Consider the following 13,890-nt stretch of genomic DNA (forward strand, 5'->3'; position numbering starts at 1 on the left):
CATTTATTCGAAAAGTATCTCTCATGTAAGCACATCATATTTAGTGTTAATAGTAAAAGCAATTTATTAGTTTTTTTCTAAAGCTTGTAATAAACAATACATCAGTTTATGTTCTTTCTCTCTATCAATAACCATTAATCTATTTACATTCATGTGAACCAAAGATAACACAATGTCATCCATATACTCATATCTATCTTTATTTGTTTTTGTTTCTATTTCTGTATATAATTCTCGTAATATAGTGACTCGTACATCTAAAATCCCTTTTAGTTCCCCTTCACTCTCATTCATCAAATTTTTATCCATGTCATGCGTAAGTCTTTTTAAAATTTTCTTACTTAAACCGTGGTTTTTTATATATTTATTTATAAGATTTATTTGTTCACTTTTATCAATACCCATATCACGTAATAGTCTATAAATAGAATGTGAAATTATTTTTTCTATTGATTCTTTTGTTTTTTCTTTATAATTCAATAAATCTATACTAACTTGACTATCAAGGAAAAAATATGAATGAATAATCTCCCCTAACTCTGGTCCACCGTATCTGCTATATTCAGGATAATAGGTATCTATTGTTATATCTGATAGAACATTTGAATCCGTTAATTTCTTTGTTAAATTAATCATATAATCAAATACAAAAGCTAATTGAGACTGATCCACCTTTATTCTAAGTCTAATATGGGGATATACATCTTCATACCTCACGTAGAAGAAGGAATTTATTTTTTTCTCTTTTAACAAATCACTCATAGATGTTCCAATAATATCTGTTAAAAAATTATCTTGATTGTTACTTTTTATATACAACTTATAATATATCCATCCATCACCAGGAACTATTTTTCTTTTTGCGATTTCATTATTCTTAGGAACCATATATTCTTTTTTTATACTGCTATTATTTAAAATGGTAACTGTAACCTCTTCTTTATAAATCCCATTACTCATGATTTCTTGATTAATGCCATAGTCCAATTCAATAAATTGTAGTTTTCTATTCTTCAAAAATTCTTTTTTTAGAATTTCTAAATGCAGATCATTGTTTAGATTAAAAGTTATTGTAGAATCCAACTGCTTCATCTCTATAATATTTGGCACGTTATAAGTATTTCTCCAAGTTTTAATGGAAAGAATCCATTCTTTTAATGTGAAAGTATCTTCTAAATTAAGAATAAATTTATCTATATTCCAATGTCTCTTAGATAAAATGATATCTTTATACCTTATTCTAGGTGTATATGGATTCTTATTATAAAAGAAATAAAAAAAGGTTTGGAATGGAAATTTTCCTTCTTTTTCAACATCTAATAAAAATCTATATATATTAGGAAAGTAATTATTTCCGTGTAGCATATCTGTCGTTTTAGGAATTATTAATTTCCCCGTATTTTTATTTTTCAAGTAAAAATGCCCATTATTATTAACGCCACATAAAATTGCATTAATATCTATTTGTTCTTTACAATTTGAAGAACTACTCATTATGGGGATTTCGTAATCTCTAATATTGATCGTCGTGCTAATATTTGATGCACGTCCATAAACACTTTGGCATGACAATTCAGCTATAGAATAATCTGGTCCGTATAATTCTTTTTCAAAAATACCGATTTCTTTATAACCATCCTGATATCTATCATTTAAAGTATAAGCAAATCTACCGATTAATTGTCCAGCAGAGTCAGTCATTATATCATTATTAACATTCAAATAAAAACCGGTCTCATTTTGCACAATAGTAAACAACATATCAAACGATTCATTTAAGTTTTCATCTTTTATTGTATGATTTTTCTTATACTTATTTAGTTGTTCATCTGTGATTACAATTTCTTCGCTTCCATTAAACAAAGCTTCAGAAATTAACGCTTCTATATATTTTAGTGCTTCATTATGAATTTGCTCGTTATTGTGAATTTCCCCCACTCTCCCTTGAGGAAATTCATAATTTTTAGGCGACCCAAATTCTAATGAATACAACAATTCAATTACATTAACCTCTGAATTATATCCATATTTTTCGATAAACTCTTTTCTATACGATTTTAAATTAGTAGAACCAAAAAAATTCACTAAAAACAATCTTAAAATTTCAATAGATTTGTAAATACTAGCCTTTATTTCTTTTGGTAAGTACGCTTCTTCAGAAGATTTTAGATCAATATGTAAAAAGTCCTTAGATTCATAAATCTCATTCATACTTCTTTTAATTTTATCTAATAAGAGAATTCCAATATCTTCTCCTAACTGAACTTCTGAATAGGATTTAATCAGTTCTTTTATGTCAAAAAGTTTTATATAGAACGGATGATCGATTAAATCCATATTTTGAAATAAAACAAGTAAATCATCTAAATGATTAATGCTAGTTAGTTGTGGCCGAAGATTACTTTGAAGAATTTCTAGAGAAATAATCTCTTTTATATAAGAAGAGAACTCCTCTCTTTGTATATCAGGATATAGTTCCTCTAATTTTGATACTAATTTTGTAATAGATATATGTTCTGTAGTAAATTCCCTTATCTCTTGCAGAACTGTTGTGTTTTTTACAGAAAACTCGAAAGCTCCCTTTTGCTCTTTATATGTATTAAATTGCCCATACATTGCTCTATATGGGAAAACGATTCTATTACCCTCTTCTAATACTAATTTAGAAAATTTCACCGTAATATACGCCCATAGTTCTTCTTGTTGTTCGATTTTTTTTATTACCCCTAATAACCACATAGAGTCTACTCTAATTCTTTTTTCAAATTCCTTTTTATATTGTTTATCTATCTCTTTTGAATCCGTCGCAAAATACACTTCTTGTATTCCTGAAAATAATCCAAAAGGAGTTGCCCGTGTAGAAATTCTAGATAAATATTTATACAAAGTGGCTATAATATTATTCTTTTTTTTGTTATTTTTGTTTGAATACTGTTCTAATTCAATAATAAATTGAGGATTAGCAAAATATATTGCTTCTTTGATGGCAGAATTCCCTAATACGAAACTAATAATTTCCTCTGGATTTGTTTCTTCTAATAAATTTTCTAAAAAGAAGGAAAGGGGTAAAAGTGGGCTTCTTAATACAGAAATATCTAAAACATTCCATTTATTATTCATATATAAACCTCTCAATATACATTTTATATCTCTCTTATTTATTACATCTTTTCATACTTAAAATGCGATGAAGGAAAGTTTCATTTCCTTCATCGCAAATTTGGACCCTATTCTAAATAGATATAGGACAAGGCGGAATAAATGAACAACCAGCCTGTTTAGTACTAGGCAGTGCTTGTGGCTGGTATTGTCCTTGTTGGGATTTCCCGTTTACATGCATTTCCTCGCGATGTTTAGAAGTTTCTAAAGATACTTTTAAATCTAAATCAAACATTTGATTCTTCATATTTTTCCTCCCCTTTCCAAACCAACTCCATATATTACAAGTTGATTTAATATATTATAACTTTTATTTAAATATTTTCCAATATAAATTCAGAATATTTATACTTTTTAATCATTTGTACCTATAAGTAAATTATTACATTGTATAATCAATATATGAATAATCTCTCAAATAATAAAATTAAAATGGATTAATTAATTGAAGCAAAGCACTTGGCTGCTATGGCGCTTTTTTATATAATCTACTCGTATTGAGAAACTTCCTTTTGATACATAATCACATTTGGCAAAGTAACCTTCACTAACGTACCATTTTGTCCAGAAATCTCTAGGTCACCATTTACAAACTCGACTCTTTCCTTCATACCATTCAAACCGTTACTCGATGGTTTCCTATTCATATTAGAAATACCTATACCATTATCTAATACAGTCAATTGGATGACATCGGATTTTTGTATAATGATAATTTTACATTCAGTCGCTTTGCTATGTCTTACAACGTTATTAACAGCCTCTTTCAAACACATACTTAATGTATTTCCAGTAATTGCAGGAATATGATCGAATTCCGAATTACCTTCAATAATCATTTTTATATCTGCTGCTGTTAAAATTTTTTCTACATGTTGTAGTTCATCCTGTAATTTCACAGCCTTCATATTCGACACCATTTCCCGCACTTCTTTTAATGCAATGCTAGCTGTTTGACGAATATCGCGAAGCTCTTCTATTGCAGCATCTTGATCTTTTTTTACTAAACGAATAGCTAAATCACTCTTCAAACCAACCATTGAAAGCTTTTGCCCTAGAGTATCGTGTAAATCTCTAGCAATTCGTTGGCGTTCTTCATAAACACTAAGTTCAGAAATACGCTCATTAGCAGTTGCTAATTGTCCTTGTAATTTATCACGTTTGTTCGTGCTATAAATATAAAAGGGCCCTAAAATCACACCAAATACGACAATAACGATAAAAGGAATCTCTTTAATAAATAGCTCTGTCTCGATAAAGAAACCACCTATAATTGAACCAACAGTCATTGCAATATGGAGTCCATACATAATATAAAACCCAACAGTATGGCGAATTCGGCCAATAAAGAAAGCAGTGAAAAAGGCAAAATAAATGTAGCCAAAAAGAACTGTCATCACTGCATTTATAACCATCTCTAAGGAAATGCACACATAAACCAGAGCATTATTAGTACTATAAGAAAAACGAAAACAAATGATATATACAATCAAAATAGCGACTGCAATAGATACAATTAGTGTAGATTTTGTACGAAAAACGAAGTAAAGAGGGACTAAACAGAAAAGAACCCAAGTCGAAATACTAAGCAATGGATTTTTCGGAAAAATACTATACCAATTCGACATTCTGTAAATTCACCACTCTTTCTAATCTTTTATTATAACAAAATTTCCTTAAATCCAAACCGATAGCCATTTTGATTCTAGAAATCATAAAACATCACCTAACAACCACTAGCACGCTAAAGAAATAAATTCTTTTAAATAACTAATTATACAAGTAATTATTATATGACTCTTTTTTGGAAAAGGGCTAGAGCTTTATTGTGAAGAGAATATATTTACTGTGATATTAAATTAAACATCTTCTGCACTTATAATATTGATGGATGATGGATTATTATATTTAGACGAATTAAATTCATAAATTAATGCAAAATAATGAACACGTAGTTTACAAACCACATATACTATTGTAATATCAACATATGAGCATGTGTTCATATAATAATATTAGGAGGTCAATTAATTGGAGCAAAGTGAACATCACTTTTTAAATGAATCTACAGTTGAAGATGTAGCAAGAACTTTCAAAGCATTAGCAGATCCTACAAGAGTGAAAATTTTATATTTACTCTCTCAGGAAGAATGTTCAGTTGGACATATTGCAGATGTTCTGAACATGACTCAATCTGCTGTATCCCATCAACTATCCTTTCTGAAAAATTTACGTTTAGTGAAATCACGTCGTCAGGGTAAATCATTATTTTATAGCTATGATGACGAGCATGTTATTGGAGTACTCAAACAAGTAATTGACCACTCATTACATGATTAGGAGGAATTTATATGCATCATCACGGACACGACCACGGGCATGATCATGGTAGAGAGGGCAATAAAAAAGGGCTCATTATGGCCCTGACAATTACAGCAGGAATAATGATTTTAGAGTTTTTTGGAGGCTTAATTACAAATAGCTTAGCTTTACTCGCAGATTCTGGACATATGTTGAGTGATACAGCTTCTTTAATTCTAAGCTTAGTCGCGATAGGATTTGCTGCTAAAGCCGCTTCTCCAAAGAGAACATTTGGTTACCATCGATTTGAGATTTTAGCAGCCTTTTTTAACGGTATCACTTTATTCTTAATTGCAGGTTTCATCATCTATGAAGCTTATGGAAGATTCTTTGAACCTCCAACTGTTGCTAGTGGTTCTATGATGTTAATCGCTCTAGTTGGATTATTAGCAAACCTTATTAGCGCATGGTCTTTAATGAGTAAAGGTGACGTAAAAGATAATGTTAATCTTCGAAGTGCTTATCTTCATGTTCTTGGAGATGCATTAGGTTCTGTCGGAGCTATCATTGCTGGTATTGTCATGTATTTCTTCGACTGGTACATTGCTGATCCGATTATTAGTGTTGTTGTTGCATTATTAATCCTAAAAGGTGCATGGGGAATTATTAAGCATACCGTTCATATTTTAATGGAGGGGACACCTGCTGCAATTGATCAACAAGAGGTAAAAAGAGCATTAGAGAGTATAGATGGTGTTATCAATGTACACGATCTCCATATCTGGACAATAACATCTGGATTACATTCTTTAAGTTCTCATTTACTAATTAAAGATGAAGAGAATGAACAAGTGATTCTTCAAAAAGCTATTCATGTAATCGAAAAAGAATTCCATATTGGACACACTACTATTCAAGTTGAAAAATCCATGCTACAACATGGAAATATGAAAGTCTAGAAATGTAGAAGGTATTAAGAACTCGTTCATTTTAGAGAGGTTCTATAAAATGAATCAATTCTATCCTGTTTCCTAATGGAAAATAATTTCGTGAAAAATTATCCGAGGAATTATTTTATTTAACTTTATTATACCCTCCCGTGGTATGGTATTATATAAATGTATAATCCATATTATAAAAGATTAGAAGGTTGTGAAAATAGATATGACTCAAAATGAAAGTACAGTGAAATTAGCTGTTAATGGGGGCATTTCATTTGGTGCTAAACTAAATGCCAAACAGTTGGCTGTCATTGCTCAGTACATGAATGACGGGGATGAACTGGAATTGACAACTTTCCAGCAGCTTTACATCGATGTACTTGAAAGTAATGTGGAATTCGTAAAAGAGAAATTTAAAGAAGTTGGCCTGTCCTGCTAACCTGTAGGAAATTTCGTCAAAAGCCTAAGAACTTGTAATTTCTGCAAAGGGTCAGAACAAGAAGGTATGCCCGTTGCCATTGAGCTAAATAAACGTATTGCAGGGAAAACAGTTCCCTTTACGCTTCGCCCAGCCTATACAGGTTGCCCCATCGGCTGTGGTGAACCTTTAGTCAATGATATCGGCGTCATGAAAAGCAAAAATGGCTATGATTTATATATAGGAGGAAAAGCAAAAGGTTTTGATGCTCAAATTGGTACTTTACTAATGGAGCAACTTACTCCTGAAAAACTGTATGAGGTTGTAGAGAAAATCGTTGATATTTATGCTGAGAATGGTAAAAAGCGTGAACCGCTATTTAAATTCATTAAACGCTTTGGATTAGACAATCTTAAATCGCAACTTGTTCATTAAATATAGGAAACTTAAAATTCAAGAGTAATATATCAATATTTATAAGTTACACTGTAATTCCACTTGCACACGCTTCATTTCACACTGAATGAAGCGTGTGCATTTTTTCTATTTAAGCTATCTCAACTATATAGAAATTCTATACTCATTTTGCTTGATACAATGATTTATGTTCTTTACTCTTCCTCCCCCATCATTGATGTAGAATTTAAATATCTTTGTATATGAAAAGATTAACCTTTATATTTGGATGTAAAAAAGAACCTGCTTACTTTTGCAACAGGTTCTCGATTTTTAGTTATTAATCATTAATAATCTTTTTACTTCATCAATATTTTGTTCAAAGCCAATCATTACTGTTGGTTTGCTAGCCAGGCCAAACAAAGATTTATTTTTGAACACAAGGGTAGGAACCATTCTTGCGCCGCTTAGCTTGATTAACTCTTTTTCCTTTGACGGTTGTTGCGTTAGATCATAATTTATATATGAAATGTTATTGTTTGCAAGGAATGCTTTCGCTTCCTGATCAAAAGGGGTTTCTCGTAAGTCGTTTTTCTGACTTAGAAATACCCCCTTTTCAAACTCTTATTTTACTTCGATTACAAATGGATACGCATTTACTTGTTCACCAAACTTAAATTCAGCCCACATTTTATATACACCAGGCTTAGTGAATTCTGTTTTAAAAACTGTTTGGTCATCCGAAACAGGATGTACATGAATAAAGTTCTCTGCGTTTTCATCTAAAATGACGACATGACCTAAAGCACCTAAATATGGTTCAGGTTTAGCACCTTTTAAATCGAAATCTAAAGTTATTTCCTTATTTACATCAAATTCTGTAGTCTTAAGTTCCACTGGTTGATTGTTAATCGTTTTTGTAAAATTTTTATCTACAACAAGATTATTTCCATTGTTCTTTTGATGTATTTTACCAACGTGAAATTCAATTGGTTGCACTGAATACGAAAGCCCTTTTGGTTTTATATCTACGAATGCTTTATAAGAACTATCAACTAAGTCAAACTTATTTTGATAGATTCCTTCATTCGCTTCCTCGGGATGAAAATGATGATATTCTTCTAAGTCTGAACTAACAACGATTAAATGCATTAGCTTTTCATGAGAAACATCTAATTCTGGTGCATTATTGTTCTTGTCTTTTAATTCTACTGTTGTGATTCCATTAGCGTAAGCTACTTTAGGGATAACTTCACTCATGTCACTTTCCTCATGATCTGTATGTTCATTTTTACTATTATGTTGATCTGACTTTTTGCTATTATGATCGTCTGTTACTTCTGTTTTTGGGTTCATATTGGCATATACACTGTAACCTATTATGATAATTCCTAAGTAGACAATTGCAGAAATAGCCCAAGTTGCAGTACTACGTTTCATATATATTGCCTCCTCTAAGCTTTTAGCTTAATACGTTGTAGTCTTAAAGCATTTAGAACAACAGAAACAGAACTAAACGCCATTGCTGCTCCGGCTAACCACGGAGCTAATAAACCGACTGCGGCTATTGGTACACCTAAGCTGTTATATGCAAGTGCCCAAAAAAGGTTTTGTTTAATATTCAAAATGGTCTTCTTACTCATGAAAATTGCGTCGGCAATACTGTTTAAATCGCCTCGAATTAGCGTGATATCTGCCGCTTCCATTGCTACATCCGTACCTGTACCAATTGCCATCCCAATATTAGCTGTCGCTAATGCTGGAGCATCATTGATACCATCTCCTACCATCGCAACAATTTTCCCAGCAGCTTGAAGTTTTTTTACTTCATCTGCTTTTCCTTCTGGTAAAACTTCAGCAATGACATGCTTAATACCAACTTGAGCCGCAATTGTTTTTGCTGTTTGAGTGTTATCTCCTGTAATCATTACTACGTCTAACCCTAATTTGTGTAAACGAGCAATAGCATCACTTGACGTTTCTTTAATTGTATCTGCTACAGCTACTAGACCCGCGTATTGACCATCGATAGCAACTAACATAGCAGTTTTACCTTGCTTCTCTAAATTCTCCATTTGTACTAATACATCTTGCACTTGAATGTTGTGTTTCGCCATTAGTTTACGTGTACCAATCAATAATTGTTTACCATCCACTTTAGACTGAATACCGTAACCAGGGACTGCTTCAAATATCTCAGAAGACCCAAGTTCAATACCTTTTTCTTTAATTCCTAAAACAATTGCTTCTGCAAGTGGGTGTTCAGAGTTTTTCTCCGCCGTACCAACAAGCTTAAGGAAGTTTGCCTCATCAACACCTTGTGCTAACAAAACATCTGTTAATGATGGTTTACCATTTGTAACAGTTCCTGTTTTATCAAGGATAATCGTATCTAAACGGTGTGTTGTTTCAAGATGTTCGCCACCCTTAAACAATATCCCAAATTCTGCTGCACGCCCGGACCCAGCCATGATTGAAGTAGGTGTCGCTAAGCCAAGTGCACATGGGCAAGCAATAACTAATACTGCGATGAATTTTTCGAGCGCTTCTGCAAAATCTCCTGGACTCACCATGAAGTACCAAACTAGGAACGTAATTATAGCTATACCTACTACAATCGGAACAAATATACCTGAAATCACATCAGCTAAACGTTGAATCGGTGCTTTTGAGCCTTGTGCCTCTTCAACAACTTTAATAATTTGCGCTAAAGCTGTATCTTTCCCAACGTTGGTTGCTTTAATTTTCAAGAAACCATTTTTATTAATCGTTGAACCAATAACTGTATCGCCCACTGTTTTATCTACAGGAATACTTTCACCTGTTAACATAGCTTCATCAAGTGCTGATTGACCTTCCACAATTTCACCGTCAACAGGTACTTTCTCGCCCGGTTTAATGTAGACAATATCGCCTTTTAATACTTCTTCAATAGGAATAATTATCTCTTTGCCGTCACGGAAAACAGTAGCGTTTTTCGCTTGTAGCCCCATTAATTTCTTAATAGCTTCAGAGGAACGACCTTTTGCTTTGGCTTCAAATAGCTTACCTAAAATAATTAAGGTGATAAGAACCGCACTTGTTTCATAATATAACTCCACCATATGAGCATTTGATCCAATTGACTTGATACTTAAATACAAACTATAGAAATAAGCAGCGGATGTCCCTAATGCCACAAGTACATCCATGTTTGCACTCTTATTTCTTAATGACTTATAAGCGCCAACATAAAATTGTTTACCAACAATAAATTGAACGGGTGTTGCTAGAGCGAATTGAACCCACGGATTCATCAACATATCCGGTAACCAGATGAAGCTTGTAAATTCGAAGTGACTTACCATTGCCCATAATAAAGGGATAGACAAAATAAGCGAGAAAATAAATTTCCCTTGTTGTTTTTGAATTTCCCTTTGGCGATGGTCAATATGATCACCAGCTTTTTCTTGTTTTTCTTCAAGAGAGTAACCAAGTTTTTTTATCGCCTCTTGCATTTCGGAGATATTCACTTGTTCCGAGTTATATTCCACGTGAACTGATTCTAAAGCAAAGTTAACCGTTGCTAGTTCAACTCCGTCAAATTTGTTTAAGCGTTTTTCAACTTTATTTGCACAGGCTGCACAAGTCATCCCAGTGACATTAAAATCAACTTTTTCACTTACTACGTCATATCCTAACGCTTTTACTTTCTCCTTAAATTTCGAAGCATCAGTTTTTTCTGAATCGTAGACAATTTGTGTTTTTTCGAGTGCAAAGTTTACATTCGCCTCTTCAACACCTTCTATTTTGGACAAACCTCTTTCAATCCTATTTGCACAGGCAGAACATGTCATACCTGTTATTTGTAGAGTCGCTTTCTTTTGACTCATCATTTCTCACTCCTTACTTCACTGCAATTATAAATGCTTTGTTTTTAAAAGAAATCGTGCTGAACCCAGCACGATTTTTTATTGGCACTTTTTCTTGATGTAGATTACTCTACATCATAGCCTTGATCTTCAATTTCACCTTTAATTTCCTTTAAACTGATTACATTTGGATCTAATGATATATCTACTTTTGCTGTATCAAGATGTACTTTTACTAATTCAACTCCATTTAACTTACCTACATTTCCTTCAATTGAATTAACACAATGTCCGCAAGACATTCCTTGTACGTTTAAAGTTACTTGTTGCATAAATAATTCCTCCTAATGTGTTTTCATTTACTTTAAAAATTTACTATACCCTCGTAGGGTAAAATAAAACTTTTATTTATCTAACTAAAAATACTACAAAACTCTTTCACCTTGTTTGTACTCTTATCTATACTTCTACTGTACTAATAGCTACATGAAAAACTATTACTGTTCAAATAATTAAAGTGTTCTAAATCTGAGTTTCACTTTAAGTTTTTCTTATAATCATTTTTTTATCCATCTATATTGAAAACTTGGCATTCCAGCATAATTACTATCAGTTTTCATAACTCGGCTAATTCTTTTATCTCTCCTTCCAAATCTTCGTTGGAGTTTAAGTACTCCCTACAAACAATTTACCATACCCCCGTTAGGTATGTCAATAAGGAGATAAAAAGCCAGCATACATAGCTGACTATCACTCATTAGGACTTTGCAAATTGTTTGAAAACGTCCATTAATTCTTTAATCGCTTCTTCCCCTTCACCATTCTTAATCGCATCCGATACACAATGGCTAGTATGCTTTTCTAATAAATTCATGTTTACTTTCTTCAATGCTGCATTGATAGCAGATACTTGAATTAAGATATCTACGCAGTAACGATCGTTTTCAACCATATTTTGAATACCACGAACTTGTCCTTCAATTCGTTTAAGTCGATTTAAAATATCATCTTTTTCCTTTGTTGATCGATGTGTAATTTTTACTTCTTCTGACGGGTTTGACATATTGTCACCTTCTTTTCTTACAACGGTATATTAATAATGGATTTACTTGATTGTACCATAATTATTTTCTTGCCTCTCGGTTTAATATTCGTATCTGTATCGAGATAGCCTCGCTTCAAATAACAGCTTATTAAATTAAGGTTTTTTAGAAATACCTATACCCTAACACATATCTTCTTAAGTATAAAAAAAGCAAATCATCTAAATTAGATAATTTGCTTTAGTTAAAATTTAGTCATTAATCGTTTCAATGAAATCAGTTAGCCTCGTAAAATCTGTTAAATTTTCATTACAAACCGTGCTATCTACGCAAATATAGTTTCCTCTTTTTACATATGTGCCTACTGCTTTACCCTTTTTAGAGCTCATGAACATTCCAACTGATTGATGCTGGTTACAAATAGTACATATTCCCTTTTTACTAGATTGACTAAAGACTCCTCGGATACTTTTAATGTTGTTATCATTTCTATAAACAATATATTTACGGTTAGTTCCTGAATCGAACCAACTTAAATAAGAAACTTCAGTCCAATCTACATTTTTCAAATCTGGGACTTTCAATTTTTTATCCTTTGGGAAGAGCTTTTTCAGTTCCTTTTCAGTTAACTTTTCAAATGGAGTAACGTAACCTTTTATTTTTTCAATAAAATTTTCAAGCTGCTCCTTCGTTTGTATAGTTATGATTTGCTTCACAATGCTACTGCTATCTTCATCTAATCCAATGAGTTTCTCATTAATACTCTCCATTACTAGCGCCTGTACTGCCTGAAGGACATTCTTATCATTAGTGTTCGCATAAGCATTAGCTATTTTCTTAGCCTGCTTCTTGACGAACTGGTATTGTTCTACATTCATAAAGCGTTCCATTCGTATCACTTCCTTTTTATTCAACTTACTATATATATTTCAGGTTTACAATTGGGGATTATTTTTATAATTAAACTCTACATAAAAATAGCTGCTAGTTATCATAGCAGCTATTACGACTTATTTTGTATAGATGATTTTTTTTATAGTTTCCACAGATAAATTATATTCCTCAGCTAAGTTTGTTAAAGATGATCCACTTCGGAATGCATCTCGTATCTGTGCATTGCGTATAGATAGCCGTTTACGCTCACCAGAATGAACTCCCCATTTGACCCTGTTTTTTTCTGGCTTGGGGATATAGAGTAAATCTCCTTGTACATACTGCTGAAGTTCAGCTAACAGTTTTTGCGGAATAATATCTTGTGCATTTACATATCTCATTGGAACTCGCTCCTCCACTATCATAATTGAAGTTAAGGGCAAAGCATTTCAATGAATAATATGACATGCAACGGCGATGATACTTTAATCACCCCATGCAAAGAATCGCCAAATTATTATTAAAAGGCTTTGCATGAGTTCTTGTAGTAGCTGGTAAATACTTTTCATATCCCACCCTAATCACATCCTTTTATAAATTGGACGATACGATAAATCAATATCGATTCACACAATATTTTACACTGTTAAGGGATCGTTTTGCAATTTCTTGTTTGATATAACTATTTCCCGGGAAATAGTATGTGAAACTAAACGGCTTAATACATACTATTATATGATTTTAATTATGATGTGAACCTTATATTAAAATATTTTTCAACATCTCTTGATTTATAGATGTATGAAAACGAAAAAAGCACCTTCAGCTTAACTGAACTGACCCAAGAAAGTTAGACATATTTAGTTAAGCAGCTTCTAAGACCTGAGTTCGGTATTCCACCGGGCTTA

The 13,890-nt window shown here is 32.3% G+C and carries 11 protein-coding genes and 2 pseudogenes; 3 read left to right on the forward strand and 10 right to left on the reverse strand.

Going from position 1 to position 13,890, the window contains the following annotated elements; genetic code table 11:
- Positions 1-66: 66 nt before the first annotated feature.
- The 3 genes from AMD00_RS17385 to AMD00_RS17390 all read right to left on the reverse strand — a co-directional run bounded on the left by AMD00_RS17385 (position 67) and on the right by AMD00_RS17390 (position 4,787).
- Positions 67-3,120, reverse strand: a complete 3,054-nt coding sequence (locus tag AMD00_RS17385; protein WP_053418241.1) for a lantibiotic dehydratase — start codon at positions 3,118-3,120, stop codon at positions 67-69.
- A 112-nt stretch (positions 3,121-3,232) separates the two neighbouring features.
- Complete coding sequence (locus AMD00_RS23330) at positions 3,233-3,406, reverse strand: hypothetical protein (RefSeq protein WP_157059280.1); 174 nt, start codon at positions 3,404-3,406, stop codon at positions 3,233-3,235.
- Positions 3,407-3,647: 241 nt separating this feature from the next.
- Complete coding sequence (locus AMD00_RS17390) at positions 3,648-4,787, reverse strand: sensor histidine kinase (protein ID WP_053418242.1); 1,140 nt, start codon at positions 4,785-4,787, stop codon at positions 3,648-3,650.
- A 403-nt stretch (positions 4,788-5,190) separates the two neighbouring features.
- Here AMD00_RS17390 and AMD00_RS17395 point away from each other — a divergent pair, with 403 nt between their 5' ends.
- The 3 genes and pseudogenes from AMD00_RS17395 (at position 5,191) to AMD00_RS17405 (ending at position 7,254) form a co-directional block, all read left to right on the forward strand.
- Positions 5,191-5,499, forward strand: coding sequence for an ArsR/SmtB family transcription factor (locus AMD00_RS17395; RefSeq protein WP_053418243.1), 309 nt, complete (start codon positions 5,191-5,193; stop codon positions 5,497-5,499).
- Positions 5,500-5,510: 11 nt separating this feature from the next.
- Complete coding sequence (locus AMD00_RS17400) at positions 5,511-6,419, forward strand: cation diffusion facilitator family transporter (protein ID WP_053418244.1); 909 nt, start codon at positions 5,511-5,513, stop codon at positions 6,417-6,419.
- Between the two features lie 205 nt (positions 6,420-6,624).
- Positions 6,625-7,254, forward strand: a pseudogene (locus AMD00_RS17405) (nitrite reductase).
- A 294-nt stretch (positions 7,255-7,548) separates the two neighbouring features.
- On the opposite strand, the pseudogene AMD00_RS22950 reads toward AMD00_RS17405, so the two are convergent.
- From AMD00_RS22950 to AMD00_RS17435, 7 genes and pseudogenes are all read right to left on the reverse strand, one after another.
- Positions 7,549-7,764, reverse strand: a pseudogene (locus tag AMD00_RS22950) (glutaredoxin family protein); the annotation flags it as partial.
- Positions 7,765-7,839: 75 nt separating this feature from the next.
- A complete protein-coding gene (locus tag AMD00_RS17410) occupies positions 7,840-8,655 on the reverse strand; it encodes a hypothetical protein (protein WP_083446270.1) in 816 nt (271 codons plus the stop codon).
- A 14-nt stretch (positions 8,656-8,669) separates the two neighbouring features.
- Complete coding sequence (locus AMD00_RS17415) at positions 8,670-11,090, reverse strand: heavy metal translocating P-type ATPase (protein ID WP_053418245.1); 2,421 nt, start codon at positions 11,088-11,090, stop codon at positions 8,670-8,672.
- Between the two features lie 101 nt (positions 11,091-11,191).
- Positions 11,192-11,398 (reverse strand): copper chaperone CopZ, encoded by a 207-nt coding sequence (copZ, locus tag AMD00_RS17420; protein ID WP_053418246.1) that lies wholly within the window; start codon positions 11,396-11,398, stop codon positions 11,192-11,194.
- A gap of 425 nt (positions 11,399-11,823) precedes the next feature.
- On the reverse strand, positions 11,824-12,129 hold the full coding sequence (locus AMD00_RS17425) for a metal-sensing transcriptional repressor (protein ID WP_038180847.1): 306 nt from the start codon (positions 12,127-12,129) through the stop codon (positions 11,824-11,826).
- 231 nt (positions 12,130-12,360) lie between these two features.
- Complete coding sequence (locus tag AMD00_RS17430; RefSeq protein WP_053418247.1) at positions 12,361-12,999, reverse strand: FusB/FusC family EF-G-binding protein; 639 nt, start codon at positions 12,997-12,999, stop codon at positions 12,361-12,363.
- Between the two features lie 120 nt (positions 13,000-13,119).
- Entirely contained in the window at positions 13,120-13,383 is a 264-nt protein-coding gene (locus AMD00_RS17435) for a CD3324 family protein (RefSeq protein WP_053418248.1), read from the reverse strand.
- Positions 13,384-13,890: the final 507 nt, after the last annotated feature.

The organism is Viridibacillus arvi (assembly GCF_001274945.1).
GTDB classification, from domain to species: domain Bacteria; phylum Bacillota; class Bacilli; order Bacillales_A; family Planococcaceae; genus Viridibacillus; species Viridibacillus arvi.

Coding starts and splice junctions, on each gene's coding strand:
- AMD00_RS17385 (WP_053418241.1), bottom strand. CDS start 3,120: ATGAATAATAAATGGAATGTTTTAGATATTTCTGTATTAAGAAGCCCA.
- AMD00_RS23330 (WP_157059280.1), bottom strand. CDS start 3,406: ATGAAGAATCAAATGTTTGATTTAGATTTAAAAGTATCTTTAGAAACT.
- AMD00_RS17390 (WP_053418242.1), bottom strand. CDS start 4,787: ATGTCGAATTGGTATAGTATTTTTCCGAAAAATCCATTGCTTAGTATT.
- AMD00_RS17400 (WP_053418244.1), top strand. CDS start 5,511: ATGCATCATCACGGACACGACCACGGGCATGATCATGGTAGAGAGGGC.
- AMD00_RS17410 (WP_083446270.1), bottom strand. CDS start 8,655: ATGAAACGTAGTACTGCAACTTGGGCTATTTCTGCAATTGTCTACTTA.
- AMD00_RS17415 (WP_053418245.1), bottom strand. CDS start 11,090: ATGATGAGTCAAAAGAAAGCGACTCTACAAATAACAGGTATGACATGT.
- copZ (WP_053418246.1), bottom strand. CDS start 11,398: ATGCAACAAGTAACTTTAAACGTACAAGGAATGTCTTGCGGACATTGT.
- AMD00_RS17425 (WP_038180847.1), bottom strand. CDS start 12,129: ATGTCAAACCCGTCAGAAGAAGTAAAAATTACACATCGATCAACAAAG.
- AMD00_RS17430 (WP_053418247.1), bottom strand. CDS start 12,999: ATGGAACGCTTTATGAATGTAGAACAATACCAGTTCGTCAAGAAGCAG.
- AMD00_RS17435 (WP_053418248.1), bottom strand. CDS start 13,383: ATGAGATATGTAAATGCACAAGATATTATTCCGCAAAAACTGTTAGCT.